Origin of the sequence: Burkholderia sp. AU38729, assembly GCF_020419725.1 — a bacterium.
Classification (GTDB): Bacteria; Pseudomonadota; Gammaproteobacteria; order Burkholderiales; family Burkholderiaceae; genus Burkholderia.
Genome location: NZ_JAIZQO010000015.1, coordinates 21,042 through 43,336, shown reverse-complemented (window position 1 = coordinate 43,336; position 22,295 = coordinate 21,042). Strand labels below are relative to the sequence as shown.

At 69.2% G+C, this 22,295-nt stretch carries 21 protein-coding genes and 2 riboswitches; of the genes, 15 read left to right on the top strand and 6 right to left on the bottom strand.

The window, feature by feature from the left end; translation table 11 throughout:
* Positions 1 to 11 precede the first annotated feature (11 nt).
* The 8 genes from LGM56_RS31835 to bamE all read left to right on the top strand — a co-directional run bounded on the left by LGM56_RS31835 (position 12) and on the right by bamE (position 8,770).
* Positions 12 to 1,388 carry a lysine N(6)-hydroxylase/L-ornithine N(5)-oxygenase family protein gene (locus LGM56_RS31835; protein ID WP_226207749.1) on the top strand — a complete coding sequence of 459 codons (1,377 nt, stop codon included), beginning with the start codon at positions 12 to 14 and terminating at the stop codon, positions 1,386 to 1,388.
* Positions 1,389 to 1,410: 22 nt separating this feature from the next.
* A complete protein-coding gene (locus LGM56_RS31830; RefSeq protein WP_089494826.1) occupies positions 1,411 to 3,660 on the top strand; it encodes a TonB-dependent siderophore receptor in 2,250 nt (749 codons plus the stop codon).
* 86 nt (positions 3,661 to 3,746) lie between these two features.
* A complete protein-coding gene (locus tag LGM56_RS31825; RefSeq protein WP_089494827.1) occupies positions 3,747 to 4,586 on the top strand; it encodes a formyltransferase family protein in 840 nt (279 codons plus the stop codon).
* Positions 4,586 to 5,602 carry a GNAT family N-acetyltransferase gene (locus tag LGM56_RS31820; protein ID WP_226207748.1) on the top strand — a complete coding sequence of 339 codons (1,017 nt, stop codon included), beginning with the start codon at positions 4,586 to 4,588 and terminating at the stop codon, positions 5,600 to 5,602. Before LGM56_RS31825 ends, LGM56_RS31820 begins: the two co-directional genes overlap by 1 nt.
* Positions 5,603 to 5,851: 249 nt before the next feature.
* Entirely contained in the window at positions 5,852 to 6,118 is a 267-nt protein-coding gene (gene vapB / locus LGM56_RS31815; RefSeq protein ID WP_089494829.1) for a type II toxin-antitoxin system VapB family antitoxin, read from the top strand.
* A complete protein-coding gene (locus tag LGM56_RS31810) occupies positions 6,115 to 6,531 on the top strand; it encodes a PIN domain-containing protein (protein ID WP_083265877.1) in 417 nt (138 codons plus the stop codon). Before vapB ends, LGM56_RS31810 begins: the two co-directional genes overlap by 4 nt.
* A gap of 361 nt (positions 6,532 to 6,892) precedes the next feature.
* The gene (locus tag LGM56_RS31805) at positions 6,893 to 8,056 is read left to right on the top strand and encodes a M20 aminoacylase family protein (RefSeq protein ID WP_226207747.1); all 1,164 of its coding nucleotides are present in this window, start codon (positions 6,893 to 6,895) and stop codon (positions 8,054 to 8,056) included.
* 174 nt (positions 8,057 to 8,230) lie between these two features.
* Positions 8,231 to 8,770, top strand: coding sequence for an outer membrane protein assembly factor BamE (bamE, locus tag LGM56_RS31800; protein ID WP_089495289.1), 540 nt, complete (start codon positions 8,231 to 8,233; stop codon positions 8,768 to 8,770).
* A gap of 42 nt (positions 8,771 to 8,812) precedes the next feature.
* On the opposite strand, the gene LGM56_RS31795 is transcribed toward bamE, so the two are convergent.
* Genes LGM56_RS31795 through cobA form a run of 4 tightly spaced genes read right to left on the bottom strand, consistent with a single transcriptional unit; the run spans position 8,813 to position 11,883 of the window.
* A complete protein-coding gene (locus LGM56_RS31795) occupies positions 8,813 to 10,117 on the bottom strand; it encodes a cobyrinate a,c-diamide synthase (protein WP_226207746.1) in 1,305 nt (434 codons plus the stop codon).
* 2 nt (positions 10,118 to 10,119) lie between these two features.
* Positions 10,120 to 10,722, bottom strand: a complete 603-nt coding sequence (gene cobO, locus LGM56_RS31790; RefSeq protein ID WP_089425397.1) for a cob(I)yrinic acid a,c-diamide adenosyltransferase — start codon at positions 10,720 to 10,722, stop codon at positions 10,120 to 10,122.
* Positions 10,723 to 10,759: 37 nt separating this feature from the next.
* Positions 10,760 to 11,137 carry a cobalamin biosynthesis protein gene (locus LGM56_RS31785; protein ID WP_226207745.1) on the bottom strand — a complete coding sequence of 126 codons (378 nt, stop codon included), beginning with the start codon at positions 11,135 to 11,137 and terminating at the stop codon, positions 10,760 to 10,762.
* Positions 11,134 to 11,883 (bottom strand): uroporphyrinogen-III C-methyltransferase, encoded by a 750-nt coding sequence (gene cobA, locus LGM56_RS31780; protein WP_226207744.1) that lies wholly within the window; start codon positions 11,881 to 11,883, stop codon positions 11,134 to 11,136. The genes LGM56_RS31785 and cobA overlap by 4 nt, the downstream gene beginning before the upstream one ends.
* Before the next feature lie 169 nt (positions 11,884 to 12,052).
* Positions 12,053 to 12,290, bottom strand: a riboswitch (cobalamin riboswitch).
* A gap of 113 nt (positions 12,291 to 12,403) precedes the next feature.
* Positions 12,404 to 12,669: riboswitch (cobalamin riboswitch) on the top strand.
* Between the two features lie 333 nt (positions 12,670 to 13,002).
* Between cobA and cobW the strand changes: the two genes are divergently transcribed.
* From cobW to LGM56_RS31745, 7 genes are all read left to right on the top strand, one after another.
* A complete protein-coding gene (cobW, locus tag LGM56_RS31775; protein WP_089494834.1) occupies positions 13,003 to 14,091 on the top strand; it encodes a cobalamin biosynthesis protein CobW in 1,089 nt (362 codons plus the stop codon).
* Between the two features lie 6 nt (positions 14,092 to 14,097).
* A complete protein-coding gene (gene cobN / locus LGM56_RS31770; protein ID WP_226207743.1) occupies positions 14,098 to 17,907 on the top strand; it encodes a cobaltochelatase subunit CobN in 3,810 nt (1,269 codons plus the stop codon).
* On the top strand, positions 17,904 to 18,989 hold the full coding sequence (locus LGM56_RS31765; protein WP_226207742.1) for an ATP-binding protein: 1,086 nt from the start codon (positions 17,904 to 17,906) through the stop codon (positions 18,987 to 18,989). The genes cobN and LGM56_RS31765 overlap by 4 nt, the downstream gene beginning before the upstream one ends.
* Before the next feature lie 68 nt (positions 18,990 to 19,057).
* A complete protein-coding gene (locus LGM56_RS31760) occupies positions 19,058 to 19,666 on the top strand; it encodes a vWA domain-containing protein (protein WP_226207741.1) in 609 nt (202 codons plus the stop codon).
* Between the two features lie 60 nt (positions 19,667 to 19,726).
* A complete protein-coding gene (locus LGM56_RS31755; RefSeq protein WP_089425404.1) occupies positions 19,727 to 20,179 on the top strand; it encodes a YaiI/YqxD family protein in 453 nt (150 codons plus the stop codon).
* A 174-nt stretch (positions 20,180 to 20,353) separates the two neighbouring features.
* Positions 20,354 to 20,926 carry a DUF1993 family protein gene (locus LGM56_RS31750; protein ID WP_089494838.1) on the top strand — a complete coding sequence of 191 codons (573 nt, stop codon included), beginning with the start codon at positions 20,354 to 20,356 and terminating at the stop codon, positions 20,924 to 20,926.
* A gap of 31 nt (positions 20,927 to 20,957) precedes the next feature.
* Positions 20,958 to 21,284 carry a low molecular weight protein tyrosine phosphatase family protein gene (locus LGM56_RS31745; protein ID WP_071334455.1) on the top strand — a complete coding sequence of 109 codons (327 nt, stop codon included), beginning with the start codon at positions 20,958 to 20,960 and terminating at the stop codon, positions 21,282 to 21,284.
* 21 nt (positions 21,285 to 21,305) lie between these two features.
* On the opposite strand, the gene LGM56_RS31740 is transcribed toward LGM56_RS31745, so the two are convergent.
* Positions 21,306 to 21,728: an NUDIX hydrolase gene (locus LGM56_RS31740; protein WP_089494839.1), complete on the bottom strand. Its 423-nt coding sequence runs from the start codon at positions 21,726 to 21,728 to the stop codon at positions 21,306 to 21,308.
* 149 nt (positions 21,729 to 21,877) lie between these two features.
* Positions 21,878 to 22,138 carry a hypothetical protein gene (locus tag LGM56_RS31735; protein ID WP_089472774.1) on the bottom strand — a complete coding sequence of 87 codons (261 nt, stop codon included), beginning with the start codon at positions 22,136 to 22,138 and terminating at the stop codon, positions 21,878 to 21,880.
* Between the last annotated feature and the right edge of the window lie 157 nt (positions 22,139 to 22,295).

Genomic DNA, 22,295 nt, shown 5'->3' with positions numbered 1-22,295 from the left:
GGAGCTGAGACATGCAGAGAGAAACCGTATTCGACCTGATCGGCGTCGGCTTCGGGCCGTCGAATCTGGCGCTGGCCATCCGCCTCGAGGAACGGCGCGCGGCGCGCCCGCTCGCCCATTGCTTCATCGAGCGCCAGCCTGAATTCGGCTGGCATCGCGGCATGCTGCTCGACGACTGCCGGATGCAGATCTCGTTTCTGAAGGATCTCGTCACGATGCGCGATCCGACCAGCCGCTACACGTTCATCAACTACCTGTTCGAACGCGGCCGGCTGAACGAATTCGTCAACCTGAAGAACTTCTATCCGACCCGCGTCGAATTCCACGACTACCTGAGCTGGGTGGCCGACGCGTTCGACGATAGCGTCCACTACAGCGAGACTGTCCTCGCGATCGAGCCCGTGCACGGCGACGGCGCGAAGATCGACGCACTGCGCGTGCTGTCGCGCGACGCCGCCGGCCACGAGCGCCAGCGGGTCACGCGCGCGCTGTCGGTCGGCGTCGGCGGCACGCCGGCGATTCCCGACGCGTTCGCCGCGCTCGGCCGCGACCGCGTGATCCACTCGTCGTCGTACCTGACCGACATCGACCGGCTCGTCGCGTCGCCGGACGGCGAGCGCCGCCGCGTCGCGGTGATCGGCGCGGGGCAGAGCGCGGCCGAGGTGTTCATCGATCTCGCGCGCCGCTTCCCGCACGTCGACGCGAGCCTCGTGATGCGCGCAGGCGCCTTGAAGCCGGCGGACGACAGCCCGTTCGTCAACGAGATCTTCAGCCCCGAGTTCACCGATGTCGTCTATGCGCAGCCGCACGACGCGCGCCGCGCGCTGCTCGAGCGCTATCGCGACACGAACTACGCGGTGGTCGACCGGCCGCTGATCGAACAGATCTACGAAATGCTGTACCTGCAACGCATCGACGGCACGCCGCGTCATGCGCTGCTCGCGAACAGCGCGATCGAGGCCGCGGTGCGCACCGCCGACGGCCGCATCGAGCTGACGCTGCGCGACCGGATGAGCGGCGACACGCGCGTCGAGGGCTTCGACGCGCTCGTACTGGCCACCGGCTACCGCCGCGACACGCATTCGGCGCTGCTCGAGGGGCTCGCGCCGCACCTGGGCGATGCGCTTTCACGCGGCGACGTCACGCGTGACTACCTGCTCGCGACGCCCGAGCACTTCGCGCCGCGCATCTACCTGCAAGGCTGCTGCGAAGACAGCCACGGCCTGTCCGACACGCTGCTGTCGGTACTGGCGCGCCGCGCGGACGAAATCTGCGCGTCGCTGGAAGACGGGATCGCGCCCGCCCATGAAGAAGGCGCGGCCCGGGCAACACAGGAAAAACGACAGGAAAACGGGGCGAGCGCGAGCCGGATGGCTTTCGCTCTTTGACAAAGGCGCGGTCGGAGACCGCATGAAAAAAGTGGAGCAGAGAAAGATGGAGTGGGCAACAGGCACGCGTTTGCGTGCGATCGCAGCCGCGGCGAGCGTGGCGTTCGGGGTGGCGGCAGGGCACGCACAGGCCCAGACGGCGCCTGCCGTGAACGCAGGCGCGGCGGCGTCGGCCAGCAGTGCGCAGAACGGTGCGGCGGCCAGTGCGTCGACCGGTACGCTGCCGACGATCAACGTCAACGCGGCCTCGGAAGGAGACGGCACGGTCGGGCTCGTCGCGAAGCGCAGCCGCACCGGCACGAAGACCAGCACGTCGATCAACGAGATCCCGCAGACGATCAACGTCGTCACCGCGCAGCAGATCGAGATGACCGGCGCGACCGACGTGAACGCGGCGCTGCGCTACGTGCCGGGCTTCTCGTCGTACGGCTCGGACAACCGTTCCGACTGGTACGCCGCGCTGCGCGGCTTCACGCCGACCGCGTACGTGAACGGGCTGCAGGTGCCGAACACGATCAACCTCGCGAGCTGGCGCGTCGATCCGTACATGATCGACAGCATCAGCGTGCTGCGCGGGCCGACCTCGGTGCTGTACGGCGCGGGCGACCCGGGCGCGATCGTCGACGTGCAGACCAAGCTGGCCGACGGCGAGCGCGTGCGCGAGGCCGGCGTGCAGATCGGCAACTACGCGCGCAAGCAGTTCATGATCGACGTGGGCGACAAGCTCGACCCGGACGGCAAGTACGCGTACCGCTTCGTCGGCGTCGCACGCGACGGCAACGCGCTGACCGGCCCGAACAACGACCAGCGCGTCGCGCTCGCGCCGTCGTTCCGCTGGCGTCCGAACGCGGATACGTCGCTGACGCTGTCGGCCACCTATCTGCAGGACTGGGGCGACATCTCGTCGAACTTCCTGCCCGCGCAGGGTACGGTGCTGCCGAACCCGAACGGCCAGATCAACAAGGACGTGTACGAAGGCGATCCGAACTTCAACTACTACCGCAAGAAGCAGTGGTCGGTCGGCTATCAGTTCGAGCGGAACCTGACGCCGGCGTGGACGTTCCGCCAGAACACGCGCCTGATGCACCTGTCGCTCGACAACGGCTCGGTATTCGGCAACGGCTTCGTCGACGGCAGCACGACCGACGTGTCGCGCTGGGCCGGCGTGTTCCAGATGAACTACAGCCGCTTCGACATCGACAACAACCTCGAAGGCCGCTTCGCCACGGGGCCGCTCCAGCACACGCTGCTGCTCGGGTTCCAGTACAACCGCCAGACCGCGACCGACAGCGAGTGGCTCGCCGCCGCGCCGCCGCTGAACATCTACAACCCGGTCTACCTGCCCGTCACGAAGGCGGTGTTCACGCCCGACTCGACGTTCCGCACCAACACGTACACGACGATGAACACGTTCGGCCTGTACGCGCAGGACCAGATCAAATGGAACCGCTGGACGCTGACGCTCGGCGGCCGCGAGGACTGGGTCAACATGCGGATGGACGACCGCGCGGCCGGCACGTCGACGAAGGCGGACGTCACCGCGTTCACCGGTCGCGTCGGCCTCACGTACCAGGGCGATTACGGGCTGTCGCCGTACGTCAGCTACGCGACGTCGTTCAATCCGCTGATCGGCGTGAACCTGGTCGGCGGCGGGTTGCCGCAACCGACCCGCGGCAAGCAGATCGAAGCCGGCCTGCGCTGGCAGCCGCCCGGCAAGAACCTGATGCTGAACGCGGCGATCTACCAGATCAACCAGACCAACGTGCTCACGACCGCGCTGCCGAGCCAGGACCCGACCGGCACGAAGTCGGTGCAGACGGGCGAGGTGCGTTCGCGCGGGATCGAGCTGAGCGCGACCGGCAAGGTCACGCGCAACCTGTCGGTGATTGCCTCGTACGTGTACCAGGACGTGAAGAACGTGAAGGCCAACGACGTGTCGCTGAACAACTGGCCGGTCGACATTCCGCGCCCGCGCCAGATGGCGTCGCTGTGGACCGACTGGACCTGGCACACGGGGCCGCTCGCGGGCTTCGGCCTGGGCGGCGGCATTCGTTACCAGAGCGCATCGGCCGGTGGGGCCGACAACTCGCTGACGGTATCGAGCGTCACGCTGTTCGACGCGGGCGTGCACTACGACACGCGTAACTGGCGCTTCGCCGTGAACGGAACGAACCTGGCCAACCGCCACTACATCAGCGGCTGCCAGTCGATGAACGTCTGTGTGTTCGGCACCGACCGTACCGTGATCGCGACCGCGAAATACAACTGGTGACAAGGCGTGCCGCGTCGCGCCGGCCGGCCCTCGCGGCCGGCGCGGGCGGGCCGCGGCACCTTCGTCCGCTTTTCCACGACGCATCCATGCCGAAGAAAAATCTCGTCTACATCCAGTCGCTGCGCAACGGCGCGGCCGATCGTGCCGGCCAGCCGGTCGCTTATCGGGGCGGCACGCGCTACATGAAGGCGCCGCTCGAATATCTCGTCGAACGCCTGAACGACTCGTCGCTCGGCGAGCGTTACACGCTCAAGGGCGTGATCGTCGACGACGACGACGGTTCGCCGGCCGACCGCGCGAAAGTCGCCGACTACGGCTTCGCCCGCACGCCGGGCCGTCCGTGGATCCTGCCGGAAGGGTTGGCGGTGCAGGGCCGGCCGGTCGACGAACTGTTCTGCACGATTGCATCGACGTACCGGCGGCTGCCGCGCGACGCGCGCGAGCGCGTGGCTGGCAAACAGGCGTTCGAGCGCCGCCTGCTCGAGCGCCTGCTCGAACTCGACGCCGACGTCGTCGTGCTCGACGGGCTGCTCGTGATCCTCGACGAGCTCGTGCGGCCCGGCGCGCGCTTTCACCGGCGCATCGCCAACATCCACCCGGGCATCACCGCCGACGGTTCGCCGTACCAGCGGCGCGGCGCGTGGGCGACGCTCGACGCGCTGCACGGCGCGCGCGGCGAACGGATCGACTGGTCGAACGGCACGACCTCGTCCGTCGCGCCCGTGACGATGACGGGCGCGTCGTTTCACTACGTCGACAACGGCATCGATTCCGGCGAGGTGATCTGCGACGTGCTCGACACGCCGATCTCACCGGACGACACGATTCTCGAACTGCGCTGGAACAACTTCCAGCGCAGCCTGTTTCCGGCACTCGAACGGGGGCTGCACGTCCTCGCCGACCGCCACGACGCGGGAGCACTGTGATGGAAGACACGTTGACGAAACCGGCCGGCGCCGCGGATGCCGTCGAAGGTGAAGTGGCCGCCGCGCTCGACGGCGCCGCACCCGGGCAGGCGATGGCCGTCGCCGAACACACGCTCGACGCGTGGCGGCCCGACGACTCGCCGGACGTATTGCTCGCGGCATTCGTCGCGCTGTTCAACACCGACACGCGCTACGACGCGGCGACGATCACGGTGCCGCTCGGCGGCGCCGACGCGGCAGCCGTGGCGGCGTACGTCGCGCGCGCGGTGCGCGAGGGCGTGATCGACGGCGCGCAGGTTGCCGGCGACGCGCTGCGCTTCACCGTGTCGCGTGCGACGTTCTGGCAGAACCCGCGGCCGTGGCTGAAGGCGCCCGCGTCGGGTGGCATGCCGCTGCGCCATGTGATCACGAACGGCCACCGGCACCCGGTGCGGCCGCCGTCGCCGGCCGGCGAGATCTACGCACGCACCATGCCGCAGGTCGGGATGACGTTCAGCCTGCGCACCGTCGATGTCGACGCGCACGCGGACCTGTTCAGCGGCTGGATGAACCTCGATCGCGTCGCGCACTTCTGGGACCAGCGCGGCACGCGCGACGAACACGCGGCGTATCTCGCCGAGCGGCTCGCCGATCCGCACATGCACCCGATGATCGGCTATTTCGACGACACGCCGTTCGGCTATTTCGAGTTCTACTGGGCGAAGGAGGACCGTCTCGCGCCGTTCTACGACGCGCACGACTACGACCGCGGGCTGCACCTGCTGATCGGCGATTCGCGCTTCCAGAGCGCCGGCAAGCTGCATGCGTGGTGGAGCGGGGTGCTGCACTACATGTTCGTCGACGAACCGCGCACGCAGCGGCTCGTGGGCGAGCCGCGCGTCGATCACGTGCGGCACATCGCGTACATGCACCGGCTTGGGTTCTACACGCTGAAGGAGTTCGACTTCCCGCACAAGCGCGCGGCGCTCACCGTGATCGAGCGCGATACATTCTTCGACACTTTCAAATTGCCGTGACGGCGCGGGGGCGGGGTGCGGCGCGAGGGTGCGCGCCGCACCGTGGCTCGCGGGCATCGGCCGTCCGGGATATGGACCGCGCGGCCCGCGTCGTGAAGAATGGATCGCTCTCCTCATCGACGACAGGCCCGCGACATGGCAAAAACATCCGCGACAGCATGGGGCGCGACATCCGATTCGCGCGCGCCCGCATTGACATATGCCAGCATATGCCTAGAATGGACGCATCGTACTCCCATGGAGTGGCTCATGCGCACCGTTTCCATTTTCAAGAACGCCCGTAACCAGGCCATCCGCATCCCGAAGGACATGGAGTTCGAGGGCGTGACGGAACTCGAGATCCGCCGCGAAGGCGACACGCTGCTGCTGCGGCCGGTGCGGCCCACGTGGCTCTCGTTCGCGAGCGAACCGCCGGCCGACGCCGACTTCCTCGCCGAACGCCCGGCCGTCATCGAGTCCGGCCGCTTCGACCTGTCCGATGGCGGTGGCGCCGCACCGACGGAGTCCGGCCAGTGACCACGCTCTACATGCTCGATACGAACATCTGTTCGTTCATCATGCGCGAGCGGCCGCCCGTGGTGCTGTCGCGGCTGCAATCGTGCGTCAATGCGCAGCACCGGATCGTCGTCTCGGCAATCACCTATGCCGAAATGCGGTTCGGCGCGGTCGGCAGGAAGGCGTCGCCGAAGCATGCGGAACTCGTGACGGCCTTTGTTGCGCGGCTGGACGGCGTGCTGTCGTGGGATACGGCGGCCGTCGATGCAACGGCCGCGATTCGTGCCGATCTCGCCGCGCGCGGCACGCCGATCGGCGCGAACGACGCATCGATCGCCGGCCATGCGATCGCCGCCGGTGCGGTACTCGTCACGCACAACAGCCGCGAGTTCGGTCGTGTCGCGGGGTTGTCGCTCGAAGACTGGGCGGCGTGAGCGCAGTCGGGCCAGGATGTGCCCATGTCGGGAGTTGTTCACTTTTCAGCCGGCGTACACAAAAAGCGTACGGGGTGAGAAAGTGAACAAGGCGATCGTAAGCCATTGATTGAAAATAAATTCCCAGCCGCCTTCCGCGAATGGGGATCGGCGCGCCGGGGGCCGGAAATCGGGGGGCGACGCCCGGCCCGGCTAACCCCGTTTGCCCGTGACAATCGTCCCGAAAATCCATTCAGGCTCGTCCTGCGCGTTGAATCAGCGGCAACCGCCGGTTGCTACCGCGACGACTTTCCATCTGCCCGGTTGCCGTCGAATCCACTATCCTTGCCTGCATATTCCCCACAGGACAGGAGACGACACCGTGACGCACAGCGTGATTCCCGCAAGCCTCGCCGACGAAATGATCGAGATCCGGCACCGCATCCACGCCCACCCCGAGCTCGGCTTCGAGGAATTCGCGACGAGCGACCTCGTCGCGGAGCAACTGCAGTCATGGGGCTACACGGTGCATCGCGGGCTGGGCGGCACGGGCGTCGTCGCGCAGTTGAAGGTCGGCAGCGGCGCACAGCGTCTCGGCCTGCGCGCCGACATGGACGCACTGCCGATCCACGAGGCCACGGGCCTGTCGTACGAGAGCAGGATCGCCGGCAAGATGCATGCGTGCGGCCACGACGGTCACACGGCGATGCTGCTCGCGGCCGCGAAGCATCTGGCGCGCGAGCGCCGTTTCTCCGGCACGCTGAACCTGATTTTCCAGCCGGCCGAGGAAGGGCTCGGCGGCGCGAAGAAGATGCTCGACGAAGGGCTGTTCGAGCTGTTCCCCTGCGACGCGATCTTCGCGATGCACAACATGCCCGGTTTCCCGACGGGCAAGTTCGGCTTCCTGCCGGGGTCGTTCATGGCGTCGTCGGATACGGTGATCGTCGACGTGCAGGGCCGGGGCGGCCACGGCGCGGTGCCGCACAAGGCGGTCGATTCGGTGGTCGTCTGCGCGCAGATCGTCATCGCGCTGCAGACGATCGTGTCGCGCAACGTGTCGCCGCTCGACATGGCGATCGTCACGGTCGGCGCGATCCATGCGGGCGAGGCGCCGAACGTGATTCCCGATCGCGCGCAGATGCGCCTGTCGGTGCGCGCGCTGAAGCCGGAGGTGCGCGACCTGCTCGAGACGCGCATCAAGGAAGTCGTGCATGCGCAGGCGGCCGTGTTCGGCGCGACCGCGACGATCGACTACCAGCGTCGCTACCCGGTGCTCGTCAACGATGCGGAAATGACCGCGTTCGCGCGCAACGTCGCCCGCGAGTGGGTGGGCGACGCGAACCTGATCGACGGGATGGTGCCGCTCACCGGCAGCGAGGATTTCGCGTTCCTGCTCGAGAAGCGGCCGGGCTGCTACCTGATCATCGGTAACGGCGACGGGGAGGGCGGCTGCATGGTGCACAACCCCGGCTACGACTTCAACGACGCGGCGCTGCCGACCGGCGCGTCGTACTGGGTGAAGCTGGCGGAGACGTTCCTGACCTGACACCGCGGCGCGGCGGCGCGGAAGCTGCCACCCGGTGCGCATCCCGTCGCGTCCGCGACATCGGACGCGACGGGATGCGCGTGAATTTGACGCTCCTTGACATCGGCGGGACAGGTCACGTGCTACGCTGCGCGCGACGCCGAATCGGCTCGATGAATACAGGTGTGGACGAAAATGCGAAAACAGCTTCTGACCGTGCTGACGGCCTGTGCGGTCGGCGTTCTGGTGGCCGGGTGCGACGACCAGAAAGTGGCTGACGCGGTCAATGCGATCAAGCCCGATCCGATGGCGTTCGGTAACCTGCAGCCGGGCGTTTCGACGATCGAGGACGTGCTCCGTCAGGCAGGCAAGCCCGAGATGGTCAGGCAGGGCGAAGACGGCTCGCAGCGGTTCGAGTATCCACGCGGTCCTTATGGCACGAGCACCTACATGCTCGATTTTGGGCCCGATGGCCGGCTCGTGTCGATCACGCAGGCGCTGACGGCGGCGAACATCACGAAGGTCGTGCCCGGAATGTCGAAGGACGACGTGCGACAACTGCTCGGCAAGCCGACCGAGGTCGCGCAATACGCGTTGAGCCATGAAGAGGTGTGGAGCTGGCACTGGGCCGAGGGCGGCGTATCCGGCGACGCGATGTTCAACGCGCATTTCTCGCCCGACGGCACCGTGATCCGGACTTCGCGTTCGGAAGCGCCGGGCCGCGAAAAACCCTGACCTGATGATCGACGCGACGCAAGCGGCGCAGCATCGAGCAAACTACAACGCTTCCCCGCTGAACAACGCCACGACCGCATCCGGATTCGACGGCCAGTACATGTGCATGTACGTCGCGACGATCGCATCGCAACAATAGACGGCTTCACCGTAGGCCGCCGCGCCATCGGGACGCGCGGCATGCGCGACCGGTTCCAGCGGCGTCGCGAGCCGCGAGTAGTGGAACGTATGCCCTCGCATCGTCCCGCTGCGCGTGTCGAGTTGCTGCATGCCGAGCGCCGCGAACCGGCGCTGCATCGTCGCGTGACCCGGCAACAGCCCAAGCATCGGCGTCATCACGCCGTCGACATCGGTCAGCGACTCACACAGATACACCATCCCCCCGCATTCTGCGACGATCGGCCGGCCAGCCGCTGCGTGCGCACGAATCGACCGCGCGGTCGCGGCATTCGCCGCGAGTGCCGCCGCATGCAATTCCGGATAGCCGCCCGGCAGGAACAGTGCGTCGCAGTCGTCCGGCACGGGTTCGTCGGCGAGCGGCGAAAAGAATCGCACTTGCGCACCGAGCGGGTCGAGCAACGCGAGATTCGCCGGATAGATGAACGAAAAAGCCGCATCGCGCGCCACCGCGATCCGCTTGCCAGCAAGCGCACGCGGCAGCGGCGCCGCTGCATCCGGTTCCGCGAACGCAACGGCCGGCGGCAACTCGGCAAGCGCCGTTTGCGCGAGCACGTCGGCCGCGCGATCGAGCCGCGCATCGAGATCGTCGATGTCGCCCGGCTGATGGAGGCCGAGATGCCGCTCCGGCAGCGCGATGCCCGCATCGGCCGGCACGTGCCCGAGCCAGCGCAAGTCGTCGGGCAGCGCCTGTTGCAGCAGTTCCGCATGCCGGGCCGACCCGACGCGATTCGCCAGCACGCCATGAAACGGCAGCCCCGGCCGGAACCGCGCGAGCCCGAACGCGATCGCCGCGAAGGTCTGCGCCATCGACTTCGCCGAAATCACCGCGACGACCGGCACGCCGAACGCGGCCGCGAGGTCGGCGCTGCTCGGCGTGCCGTCGAACAGCCCCATCACGCCTTCGATCAGGATCAGGTCGGCCTCGCGCGCGGCGTCGGCCAGCAGCGCGCGGCAGCCGGCCTCGCCGACCATCCCGAGATCGAGCGCATGCACGGGCGCGCCGCTCGCGCGCGCCAGCAGCATCGGATCGAGAAAATCGGGCCCGGTCTTGAAGACGCGCACGCGCCGGCCAAGCCGGCGGTGCAGCCGCGCCAGGCCAGCCGTCACCGACGTCTTGCCCTGGCCCGACGCGGGCGCACTGACGAACAGCGCGGGGCAGGCGGCCATACTCAGAACTCCACGCCGCGCTGCGCCTTCACGCCTTGCTCCTTGTACGGATGCTTGACGAGCCGCATTTCGGTGACGAGGTCGGCCGCGTCGATCAGCGCATCGGGCGCATGCCGCCCGGTCACGACGACGTGCACCGACTCGGGACGCGCGGTCAACGTCGCGAGCACTTCGTCGAGCGGTAGGTATTCGTACTTCAGCACCGTGTTCAGCTCGTCGAGGATCACCATCCGGTAATCGCCGCTCTCGATCATCCGGCGCGCCTCGTCCCAGCCCTTGCGCGCGGTCGCGATGTCGGCGTCGCGGTTCTGCGTGTTCCACGTATAGCCGTCGCCCATCGTCACGAAATCGCATTCGGCCACCGCGCCGAGGAAGTCACGCTCGGACGTGTGCAGCGCGCCCTTGATGAACTGCACGACACCGAGCCGCATGCCGTGGCCGAGCACGCGCACGGCCATGCCGAACGCGGCCGTGCTCTTGCCCTTGCCGTTGCCGGTGTTGACGATCAGCAGGCCCTTTTCGTTGACGGCGGCGGCCTGCTTCTTCTCGTGGCCGGCACGGCGGCGTTCGGTCATCCGTTGATGGGATTCAGCGTCGGTTTTCATCGGATTCGTCCTGTCGAAAGAAAGCGAAACAAAGGGTTCAGAGCGGGCCGGCGAGTGCGACCGTCACGCCGTCCCGGATGGATTTGGGGCCCAGCAGCCGGCCATGCGGCGCCGCGAGCTGCGCGCACGGCTCGGCCACGCCCGCGACGCCGAAGCGGGCGAGCGCGGCGGCCGACGGGCCGCTCGCGGCCAGTTCCGGGCGGCTCGCGAGTTGCGCCGCATCGAACGCGACGAGCGGCCAGCCGCGCTGCGCACACAGCGTGCGCAGCGCGCGGGCACGCGCCTTGTCGGCGAGCGTGGCCACGAGCGCGGGTTCGGCGGCCGGGTAAAGCATCAGCGCCGCGCGGATCGCGGCATCGAGTTGCGCGGCCGTCACGCCTGCACGGAAACCGATGCCGAGCGCGACACGCATCATGCGCCGCCGCCGAGCGCGGCCCGTACCGCGGGATCGTCGGCAAACGCCGCGACGCGCCCGATCACGACGATCGCCGGCGAACCGATACCGGCGGTGCCGATGCGTTCGACGAGCGTGTCGAGCGTCGCGAGTACGTGCCGCTGTTCGGCGCGCGTCGCGTTCTCGATCGCCGCGCACGGCGTCGCGCCGGGCAGGCCGCCATCGCGCAGCGCGGTGGCAATCGCGTCGAGCCGGCGGATGCCCATGTAGATGACGATCGTCATGCGCGTGGCCGCGAGCGCGCGCCAGTCGGGTTCGTCGGCGCCCGCGCCGTGGCCCGTGACGAAGATCACGCCCTGCGCGTCGCCGCGCTGCGTGACCGGGATGCCGATCGCGGCCGGCGCGGCGATGCCCGCGGTGACGCCGTTCACGACCTCGACCGGGAATCCCGCCGCGCCGAGCGCGGCCAGCTCCTCGCCGCCGCGGCCGAACACGAACGGATCGCCTCCCTTGAGCCGCGCGACGCTGCGCCCCGCGCGCAGATGCGCGAGCATCGCGGCGACGATCGTCTCCTGCGGCGTCGACGCATGACCGCCGCGCTTGCCGACGTGCTCGATGTACGCATCGGCGCGCGCATGGCGCAGCACGTCGGGATTCACGAGATCGTCGACGAGCAGCACGTCCGCCGCGCCGATCGCGTGGACGGCCTTGAGCGTCAGCAGGTCGGCGTCGCCGGGGCCGGCGCCGACGAGCCAGGCGCGGCTCATCGGACGCGGCACGGCGCACACCGTGTCGAAACAAGGGAATAAGGCAGGCGGGCGGCGCGGCGGCGGCCAGCGGACAGGTCAACCATGACGGATCGAACGAAGCCCGCGCGGACGCGGGCGGAATGCGCACCTCATCCGTCCCCCGCGGATCGGGCGTTCGGCGAGCGTCGGGCTCGCCCCTTGCGTCGGCCGGTATCCGGGCTGGCCGCTTGCCAGGCCGCAGCCTTCCCGCCCGGCTGACGGGCAGTGGCATCGTGGGCGGCCTGGGCGCGTGCGCGGGGAAGCGCGTCGCGCGGGCGGCGTACCGTTGCGGGGACAGCACAGGCCGGGCGGGGGGCCGCCTCCTGTTTCCCGTTTAACTGCACGCGCGGAATGCGCATGCGGGCACCGAACGCGGCGCTACGATAGCACAGCGCCTCCCCCGCGCGAACCGCCGCGCACGGCTTCCGGCCACGCGCGGCGGTCATCCCGAACCGGGCCCGGCGGCCCGCTCCGCCTTGACGCTCCCCGCACCGCCGCCTACACTCGCACGCGTTTTGGTGCTCGCGCGCGCCGCTCCGGTGCGCGCAGTTAAACGGGAAACAGGGAGCCTGCCTGCGCCGCAGTCGAGCCAACCTGTGCTGCCCCCGCAACGGTAAGCGAACGCGTCGCGCGAGAAGCGCCACGCAACGCCGCTTCGCCGCATGCCGCATGCATGCGGACGACCGCCACTGGATGCCGCGCATCCGGGAAGGCGAAGCGGCGTGTTCGTCAGCCCGGATACCGGCCGAAACGTTGGGGTTCAGCGCCGCGGGGAGGCGGCGCATCGTCCACGGCCGCAGCCGGCCCGACGCCCGCGCATTGCCCGCTTCCTCCACCGATCCGTCCCCGCGCGAACCCGCGCCGGCCGACCGGCGTGGCGAATGGCAGGCAGCGCGAGCCGGGCCGCCGGCAGCCGTGTTGGCATTCACGATGTCGACCGTTCGCAAGGAAGCACCATGTCCGATTCGTCGTCCCGCCCGTCCCGCGACTGTCCGTGCGGACCGCGCGGCGGCATGCCCGCGATCCGCCAGATGAACTGCCACGCCGCCCTCGACGCGACGATCCCGGGCTGATTCCATTTTCGACACAGGACCTACCATGACCCTACGCAAGCTTCCCGTCACGATCGTCACGGGCTTTCTCGGCAGCGGCAAGACGACGCTGATGCGCCACATCCTGCAGCACGCCGAAGGCCGCCGCATCGCGGTGATCGTCAACGAATTCGGCGAGCTCGGCATCGACGGCGAAATCCTGAAGGGCTGCGGCATCGGCTGCGAGGATGCCGATGGCGCGCAGGGCGAAGCGGCGGGCCAGCTGTACGAACTCGCGAACGGCTGCCTGTGCTGCACCGTGCAGGAAGAGTTCTACCCGGTGATGGAAGCGCTCGTCGAGCGCCGCGCGGACATCGACCACGTGCTGATCGAGACGTCGGGCCTCGCGCTGCCGAAGCCGCTCGTGCAGGCGTTCAATTGGCCGACGATCCGTAACAGCTTCACGGTCGACGCGGTCGTGACGGTGGTCGACGGGCCGGCGGCCGCCAGCGGCCAGTTCGCGGAAAATCCGCAAGCCGTCGACGCGCAGCGCCGCGCCGATCCGAACCTCGACCACGAATCGCCGCTGCACGAGCTGTTCGCCGATCAGCTGTCGTCCGCCGATCTCGTGATCGTGAACAAGGCCGATCTCGTTGGCGACACCGAGTTCGCGCAGATCGAAACCGCGATTCGCGACGAGATCCCGCCGCAGGTGAAGATCGTGCGCGCGACGCGCGGCGAGCTCGACCTCGCGATGCTGCTCGGCCTCGAATCGGCATCGGAAGACACGATCCACCTGCGTCACGACCATCACGGCTCGGCCGACGACGGCGATCACGATCACCATCACGACGATTTCGACTCGGTAGTCGTGTCGGGCGACGCCGGCACGCGCGAAGCGACGATCGCCGCGCTGCAACGCGTCGTCGAAGCGCACACGATTTACCGTGCAAAGGGCTTCGCCGCGCTGCCCGGCGCGCCGATGCGGCTCGTGATCCAGGGCGTCGGCCGCCGCTTCGACAGCTATTTCGACCGTCGCTGGCAGGACGGCGAAACGCGCGCGAGCCGCTTCGTGCTGATCGGCGAGGATCTCGACGCGGCCGCGCTGCAACGCGCGTTCGACGCCGCGTGCGCGGCCGAGCCGCAACAGGCGTAACGCACGATGCATCTGCTGCGCACCACGCCGGGCGGCTTCGTCGACGATACGCAGGGCGTCGTCCGGATCGACCAGCAACCGGCCGACATCGTGATCCTGAGCTCGGCCGACACGACGCTGTCGCTGCTCGCGAGCGTCGTGCCGCATCTGCCGGCCGGCTTCCCGAGCGTGCGGCTCGCGAACGTCACGTTCCTGCGGCAGCCGGCGTCGGTCGACTTCTACGTCGACGACGTGCTGCAACACGCGAAGTCGGTCGTGATCGATCATCTCGGCGGCGAGGCGTACTGGCCGTACGGGATCGAGCAGGCCGTGTCGCTCGCGTCGAAGCGCGGGCAGCACCTCGCGATGTTTTCGGGCGACCTGCAGGAAGACCCGAACCTCGTCGCGAAGAGCACGGTCGCGCCCGACCTGTGCCGGCTGTGGTGGCGCTACCTGCGTGAAGGCGGCGTGCACAACGCCGAGGCGCTGCTGCGCAGCATCGCATTCCACACGCTCGGCTTCGGCGACGAACCCGAATTGCCGCGCCCGCTGCCGGCCGCCGCGCTGTATCACCCGGCGCGCGACCGCGCGAGCGTCGACGACTGGCGGCCGCGCTGGACGCCCGGCGCGCCCGTCGTTGCGATCCTGTTCTATCGCGCGCACTGGCAGGCCGCGAACACGGCCGTGTTCGATGCGCTGGCCGATGCGCTCATCGACGAAGGATTGAATCCGCTGCCGATCGCGGTCACGTCGCTGAAGGACGCGGTGAGCCGCGAAGTCATCACGCAGCTCTGCGACACGCACGACGTCGCGCTCGTGCTGAATACGACCGCATTCGCGGCGGGCGCGATCGACAGCCCCGGGCACGACGTGCTCGCCGGCGACGCGCCGGTACTGCAGGTTATCCTGTCCGGCGGCAATCGCGACGCGTGGGTGGCCGACAACCAGGGCCTGCATGCGCGCGACATCGCGATGCACATCGCGCTGCCCGAGGTCGACGGCCGCATCGTCACGCGTGCGGTGAGCTTCAAGGGGCTCGCGTACCGCTGCCCGCACACCGAGGTCGACGTCGTGCGCTACCAGCCGGACGCAGAGCGGATCGCGTTCGTCGCGGCGCTTGCGCGCGGCTGGTGCCGGCTGCGCACGCTCGACAACGCCGACAAGCGCGTCGCGCTGATTCTCGCGAACTATCCGCAAAGCGAAGGGCGGATCGGCAACGGCGTCGGGCTCGACACGCCGGCGTCCGCGCTGCGCGTGCTCGCGGCGCTGCGCGACGCGGGCTACACGGTGGCCGACCTGCCGCCCGACGGCGACGCGCTGATTGCGCGGCTCACCGAAGGCGTGACCAACGACGCGGCCGTGCATGCGTTGCGCCCCGCATTCCAGAGCTTCCCGCTGGCCGACTACGTCGCGCGTTTCGCGCGCCTGCCGGCGGCCGTGCGCGACGCGCTGAACGAACGCTGGGGCCCGCCCGAAGTCGACCCGACGCTGCGGCAAGGGCGCTTCACGATCGCGGGCTGGCGCGCGGGCAACGTGTTCGTCGGCATCCAGCCGTCGCGCTCGCGCGGCGAGAACGACTACGCGAGCTACCACGACGCGGATCTCGTGCCGCCGCATGCGTATCTCGCGTTCTATTTCTGGCTGCGCGATGCGTACCGCATCGACGCGGTCATCCATCTCGGCAAGCACGGCAACCTCGAATGGCTGCCGGGCAAGAGCGTCGCGCTGTCCGACGCGTGCTGGCCCGACCTGACGCTCGGGCCGCTGCCGCACCTGTATCCGTTCATCGTCAACGATCCGGGCGAGGGCAGCCAGGCGAAGCGCCGCGCGCAGGCGGTGATCATCGATCACCTGATGCCGCCGCTCACGCGCGCGGAAAACTACGGCCCGCTGCAGGATCTCGAGCGGCAGGTCGACGAATACTACGAAGCGCTGATGGTCGATGCGCGGCGCGCGAAGCTGCTGCGCAAGACGATCCTCGCGACGATCGCCGAGCATCGTCTGCATGACGAACTGAGCGTGTCGCCGCCGCGCGATGCGGGCGACGAGGATGCGCTGCTCACGCGCGTCGACGCGTGGCTGTGCGAACTGAAGGAAGCGCAGATCCGCGACGGGCTGCACGTGTTCGGCGAATCGCCGATCGATCGCCAGCGGCGCGACACGCTGCTCGCGCTCGCGCGCTTTCCGGTCGGCGACGGCAAGGGCGCACGCGCCGGGCTGATCGGTGCGCTGGCGCGCGATCTCGCACTCGGCGACGACTTCGATCCGCTCGCGGCCGATTGGGCCGCGCCGTGGGTTGGCCCGCGTCCGGCGATCCTGCAGGCGCTCGACGCATCGCCGTGGCGCCATGCGGGCGATACGCGCGAGCGGCTCGAACGGCTCGCGCAGCAATGGCTCGACGGGCTGTGCACAGCGGACGGCGGCAACACCGGCACGGACTCGACACCGCCCGGCGATTGGCCGCACACGCTCGCGGTGATCGAGCGCGTCCGCGCGACGCTGCTGCCCGCGCTCGACGCGTGCGGCGGCGAGGAAATGCGCCAGCTGCTGCGCGGGCTCGACGGCCGCTTCGTGCCGCCGGGGCCGAGCGGCTCGCCGTCGCGCGGCCGCCCGGACGTACTGCCGACCGGCCGCAATTTCTATTCGGTCGATACACGCGCGGTGCCGACGCAAGCCGCGTGGTCGCTCGGCCTGAAATCCGCGCAGCAACTGATCGAGCGTCATCTGCAGGATCACGGTGACTATCCGCGCGCGATCGGCCTGTCGGTCTGGGGCACGGCGACGATGCGCACGGGCGGCGACGACATCGCGCAGGCGTTCGCGCTGCTCGGCGTGCGGCCGAAATGGGCGCACGGCAGCCATCGCGTGACCGACTTCGAGATCCTGCCGATCGAAATCTTCGACCGGCCGCGCATCGACGTGACGCTGCGCGTGTCGGGCTTCTTCCGCGACGCGTTCCCGAACCTGATGCACCTGTTCGACGCGGCCGTGCAGGCGGTGGCCGCGCTCGACGAACCCGAGGCACTGAATCCGGTCCGCGCGCGCATCGAGCGCGAACGCGAGAAATGGGTCGCGCAGGGCGTGGCGCCGGACGAAGCGCGACGCCGCGCCGGCTGGCGCGTATTCGGCGCGCGGCCGGGCAGCTACGGCGCGGGCCTGCAGGACCTGATCGACCAGCGCCGCTGGCAGACCGACGCCGATCTCGCCGATGCCTACCGCCAGTGGGGCGGCCATGCGTACGCACAGAACAGCGCGGGCGATGCGGCGGCCGACGTGTTCGGCGAGCGGCTCGCGACGATCGACGTCGTCGTGCAGAACCAGGACAGCCGCGAGCACGACATCCTCGATTCGAACGACTACTACCAGTTCCAGGGCGGGATGACGGCGGCCGTGCGGCACCTGTCCGGGCAGCAGCCGAGCATCTACCACGGCGACCACGCGAACCCGGCCGCGCCGAAGATGCGCACGCTGCGCGAGGAAATCGCGCGCGTGATCCGTTCGCGCGTCGTCAACCCGAAATGGCTCGACGGCGTGAAGCGTCATGGCTACAAGGGCGCGGCCGAGCTGGCCGCGACGGTCGACTACCTGTACGGCTATGACGCGACCGCGCGCGTGCTGTCCGACCATCAATACGCGCTCGTGGCCGACGCGTACCTGTTCGACGACGCCACCCGCGCGTTCCTCGAACGGCACAATCCGAAGGCGCTGCACGGCATCTGCGAACGCTTCGTCGAGGCGATGCAGCGTGGCCTGTGGCAGCAGCCGGGCGACTATCGCGAACGGATCGAAGCGGTCTGGCTCGCGAGCGAACAACTCCAGGAAGGGGGACGGCGATGACCGATCCGACGACGCCCCGCGCCCGCGCGGTTTTTCCGTTTGCGGCGCTCGTCGCGCAGGATGCGCTGCAGCAGGCGCTGCTGCTCGCCGCGATCGACCCGTCGCTGGGCGGCGTGCTCGTGAGCGGGCCGCGCGGCACCGCGAAATCGACCGCGGCGCGCGGCCTCGCGGAGCTGTTGCCCGAAGGGCAGTTCGTCACGCTGCCGCTGTCGGCGAGCGACGAGCAGGTGACGGGTACGCTCGACCTCGCGCATGCACTCGCCGAAAACGGCGTGCGCTTCCGGCCGGGCCTGCTTGCGCGAGCCCATCTCGGCGTGCTGTACGTCGACGAAGTGAACCTGCTCGCCGACGGGCTCGTCGATACGCTGCTCGACGTCGCCGCGAGCGGCGTGAACATCGTCGAGCGCGATGGCGTGTCGCACGCGCACGATGCGCGCTTCGTGCTGATCGGGACGATGAATCCGGAGGAGGGCGAACTGCGTCCGCAGTTGCTCGACCGCTTCGGTTTGATGGTCGAGCTGGAAAACTGCTTCGACGCCGCGCAGCGCGAGCGGATCGTGAAGGCGCGGCTTGCATTCGATCTCGATCCGGATGCATTCCGCGCCCGTCATGCGTCCGCGCAACGTGAACTCGGCGACCGGATTCATGCAGCACGCGCACGGCTCGCGACGCTCGATTTCGACGATACGGTTCATGCGCGCGTCAGTGCGCTGTGCATCGACGCGGCCGTCGACGGGCTGCGTGCCGATCTCGTGATGCTGCGCGCGGCGCGTGCGCTTGCCGCGCTGGAGCAGGCCGATGCGGTAACGGTGTCGCATGTGGAGCGGGTGGCCGACGCGGTGCTGCGGCATCGGCGCCACGCGGGGCCGCCGCCATCGTCCGGCGCGCAGCAACCCAGCGACGAACGCGACGGTCGCTCTGCGCCCGATACGCCTGACACGCGCGGTCGCCCCGACGATTCGTCGGATGTGACGAAGAACGATGCCGCGGCATCGCAGGGCGACTGGGGCTACCTGCCGCCCGAGCCGGCCGGCCTGCGCGACGTGAAAGGCGTGGTGCCGCTGCCGCTAAAAAAACGCTGAGCCATCGAGCCGGCGCCGCCGCGAACACCGTTCGCGGTCCTCGATGGCAATCAGGCGCAGCCGCGCGCGTGCCGGGCACGGTGCGCGCCGGCACGGCCGTGGCGTGGCCGGCGACGCTCGCCGCGAAGCGCGGCGGCCCGCTGCAGCGCGACCATCTGCGCTTCCGCCAACGCGCCGGCACCCCGCACGCACTGCATTGCTTCGTGCTCGACTGCTCGGCGTCGATGCTGTCGCACGAGCGGCTCGCACTGGCGAAGGGGCTGATCGTCGCGTATTTCGACCAGGCCGCGCGCGACCGTGTCGAAACCGCGCTGATCTGTTTCGGCGGCCATGGCGCCGTGCGGCGCTTCGGCCCGGCCGTGCCGCGCTGGTGGAATGCGCGCTGGCTCGAACCGGTCGAAGGCGGCGGCGGCACGCCGCTCGCGGACGGCATCGCGGCCGCCGAGCAATTGCTCGCACGCGCGGCGCGGCTTGAGCCCGACAAGCAGCGCTGGCTGTGGGTGCTGTCCGACGGCCGCACGCGCGAGACGCCCGCGAAACCCGCGGCGGCCGATCACGTCGTGTTCGTCGACTTCGACGACGCGGCCGTGCGGATCGGGCAGGGCGCGCGGCTGGCCGCGGCGTGGGGCGCACAGTGGGTGACGGCCGACGCGCTGAGCACGGGCTGCGCCGGCTGAGGGCCGGCCGGCGGTGCGCTATGATCGCCGCTTCTGCTTCAATCCATTGGAAAAACCGCCATGCAAGTACTGGTCGATGCCGACGCGTGTCCCGCCGTCATCAAGGACATGCTGTTTCGCGCCGCGCGTCGTGCCGAAATCTGCGTGACGCTGGTCGCGAACCAGTTTCTGCGCACGCCGCCGTCGCCGTTCATCAAGGCGGTGCAGGTGCCGGCCGGCTTCGACGTGGCCGATGCGCGCATCGTCGAGCTGGTTGAAGCGGGCGACCTCGTGATCACCGCCGACATTCCGCTGGCCGCCGCCGTGCTCGACAAGGGCGCGCATGCGCTCGACCCGCGCGGCAACTGGTTCAGCCGCGAGAACATCGAGGAACGCCTGTCGACGCGCGCGATGATGGATCAGTTGCGCAGCGCGGGCATCGACACGGGCGGGCCGGCGCCGTTCAGCGCACGCGACGGCAAGGCGTTTGCCGCGCAGTTCGACCGGTTCCTGGCGCGACAGGGCAAGCCTTGAGGTGGTGTCGCGGCCGCCGCGTGTCGTGATCGCCCTGCGCGGGGCGACACCTGCGCGCCATGCGCGATATCACCGAATCCGCAATCAATCGCGCGCATCGCCCCTGCGAGGATGCAGGTTTGTCCCTACGCTGCTATCGTGGCGCAAACCACAACACAGCATAGGAGCGCACGCGTGTCACCGACTCAACTTCTCGTTCCGACCTTCTCCCAGATGCTGCGCGCGCAGTCCGCGTGGCTCGACAAGGCTGCCGCACACCGCCAGGCCGCGGGCGACGCGCCCGACGCGGCGATGTCGCTGAAGCTGGCGCCCGACATGTATCCGCTCGCGGCACAGGTGCGCTTCTCGTGCTTCCAGGCGATGGAGCCCGTCCACCGGCTGCGCGGCGAACCGCTGCCGGCCGCACTGCTCGCATTGCGCGAGGCGGGATGGCATGCGGATGCGCAGCCCGGCACGCTCGCCGATGCGCAGGCGATCGTCGCCGGCACGCTCACGTTTCTCGGCGACCTCGCGCCGGATGCGCTCGATGGCGGTGCCGCGCGGCCGATCGCGCTCGAGATGCCGAACGGGATCGCGTTCGACATGACGGGCGAGCAGTACGCGCGCGACTGGGCGCTGCCGCAGTTCTACTTCCACGCGATCGCCGCTTACGCAATCCTGCGCCACCACGGCGTCGAACTCGGCAAGGCCGACTACGTGCCGCACATGCTCGCGTACGTCCGGCCGGGCACGATTCCGCAAGGTTGAGCGGGCAGCCGCCGGGCAACCGCGAAGCGACATGACGCGGGCACTTTTCCTCTGCAGCCGCAACCGGCTGCGCAGCCCGACGGCCGAAGCGGTGTTCGCCGCATGGCCGGGCGTCGAAACCGACTCCGCGGGCCTCGCGCCCGATGCCGACACGCGCGTGTCCGCCGAGCAGCTCGACTGGGCCGATGTCGTATTCGTGATGGAGCGGGCGCACAAGGCGCGGCTGGCAGCGCAATTCGGCGCGCATCTGCGGCACAAGAAGATCGTGTGCCTCGATATTCCCGACCGGTACGCCTACATGCAGCCGGAACTTGTCACGTTGCTCGAACGCAAGGCCGGCCCGTTGCTGCGCGCATGACCGGCGCGAGCGCTATCGACGTCAGCGCAGCCGGCCGCTTGCGATCGCCGAGAAACAGTCGAGACGCAGCAGCTCGATGATCTTGCGCGTCGGCACGCTCGCACGCAGCGTGTCGAGCCGGTCGACGGTGAACCACTTGCAGCGGGCGATCTCGTTGCTCGCGCGCGGCGTCAGGTGCGCCGGCACGTCGACCACGAACACGTGATGGAGCTTTGTCAGCCCGCCGAACTGCACCGCGTAGTCGAGCGCGAGCCCCTCCAGCCGCGTTTCCTCGGCAAGCTCCCGCAGTGCAGCATCGAGCGGCGTCTCGCCACGCCGGATCGTGCCGCCGGGCAGCGACCAGCGCGACGCGGTGCGGGCGACCAGCAGCACGCTGCTGCGCTGACGGCACACGATCGTGGCGCGTTCCTTGATGACGGCGAGAGTGTCCAGCCCGGTACGCATGTTCGGTCAAACAGGTGCTGAATCGTGGAGAAAATGCGTGTCGGCGGCACGTGACCCGGCAGCAGCCGCCACGGCGTAGAGGCAGCCGCACCGATCTTAGCGGCCGTTCATGACAGTTCCATGCACGCCCTCGCGGGGCAAACGCCGAGTCACGCGTGCGTATAGATGCCGCTGCGCGTGGGCTTCACGTGGCGCGGCTGGCGGCGCTTGTGGACAGCCCGCCGATGGTGGGACGGCGGCGGCGTGACGTGCCGGCGCGCGGGCGCGGGCCGTGCGGTCGGTGAGGCCGACTGCGGCGCGCCACCCGGCATCCCGGTCTGTCCTTCGCCGAAGTGGAACGTCTGGGTTTGCGCATGTCCGACGCCCAGCGTCGACGCCAGCATGAAGGCCGCCAGCAGCATCCGTTTCATGAATGATCCGTCCGATTTTTTTGAGATGAAGATTGCCCGCCAGCTTAACGAAAGGCGGGATGCCACCGCAACCGGCCCGTGTTCGGTGTCGCCCCGACTTGCGCACGGCGGCGTCTTTCGCTTCGCCTCAGGGTGCCGCCGGGGTTGACAACGAATT

Coding starts and splice junctions, on each gene's coding strand:
- LGM56_RS31835 (WP_226207749.1), top strand. CDS start 12: ATGCAGAGAGAAACCGTATTCGACCTGATCGGCGTCGGCTTCGGGCCG.
- LGM56_RS31830 (WP_089494826.1), top strand. CDS start 1,411: ATGAAAAAAGTGGAGCAGAGAAAGATGGAGTGGGCAACAGGCACGCGT.
- LGM56_RS31825 (WP_089494827.1), top strand. CDS start 3,747: ATGCCGAAGAAAAATCTCGTCTACATCCAGTCGCTGCGCAACGGCGCG.
- LGM56_RS31820 (WP_226207748.1), top strand. CDS start 4,586: ATGGAAGACACGTTGACGAAACCGGCCGGCGCCGCGGATGCCGTCGAA.
- vapB (WP_089494829.1), top strand. CDS start 5,852: ATGCGCACCGTTTCCATTTTCAAGAACGCCCGTAACCAGGCCATCCGC.
- bamE (WP_089495289.1), top strand. CDS start 8,231: ATGCGAAAACAGCTTCTGACCGTGCTGACGGCCTGTGCGGTCGGCGTT.
- LGM56_RS31795 (WP_226207746.1), bottom strand. CDS start 10,117: ATGGCCGCCTGCCCCGCGCTGTTCGTCAGTGCGCCCGCGTCGGGCCAG.
- cobO (WP_089425397.1), bottom strand. CDS start 10,722: ATGAAAACCGACGCTGAATCCCATCAACGGATGACCGAACGCCGCCGT.
- LGM56_RS31785 (WP_226207745.1), bottom strand. CDS start 11,137: ATGATGCGTGTCGCGCTCGGCATCGGTTTCCGTGCAGGCGTGACGGCC.
- cobA (WP_226207744.1), bottom strand. CDS start 11,883: ATGAGCCGCGCCTGGCTCGTCGGCGCCGGCCCCGGCGACGCCGACCTG.
- cobW (WP_089494834.1), top strand. CDS start 13,003: ATGACCCTACGCAAGCTTCCCGTCACGATCGTCACGGGCTTTCTCGGC.
- cobN (WP_226207743.1), top strand. CDS start 14,098: ATGCATCTGCTGCGCACCACGCCGGGCGGCTTCGTCGACGATACGCAG.
- LGM56_RS31765 (WP_226207742.1), top strand. CDS start 17,904: ATGACCGATCCGACGACGCCCCGCGCCCGCGCGGTTTTTCCGTTTGCG.
- LGM56_RS31755 (WP_089425404.1), top strand. CDS start 19,727: ATGCAAGTACTGGTCGATGCCGACGCGTGTCCCGCCGTCATCAAGGAC.
- LGM56_RS31745 (WP_071334455.1), top strand. CDS start 20,958: ATGACGCGGGCACTTTTCCTCTGCAGCCGCAACCGGCTGCGCAGCCCG.
- LGM56_RS31740 (WP_089494839.1), bottom strand. CDS start 21,728: ATGCGTACCGGGCTGGACACTCTCGCCGTCATCAAGGAACGCGCCACG.
- LGM56_RS31735 (WP_089472774.1), bottom strand. CDS start 22,138: ATGAAACGGATGCTGCTGGCGGCCTTCATGCTGGCGTCGACGCTGGGC.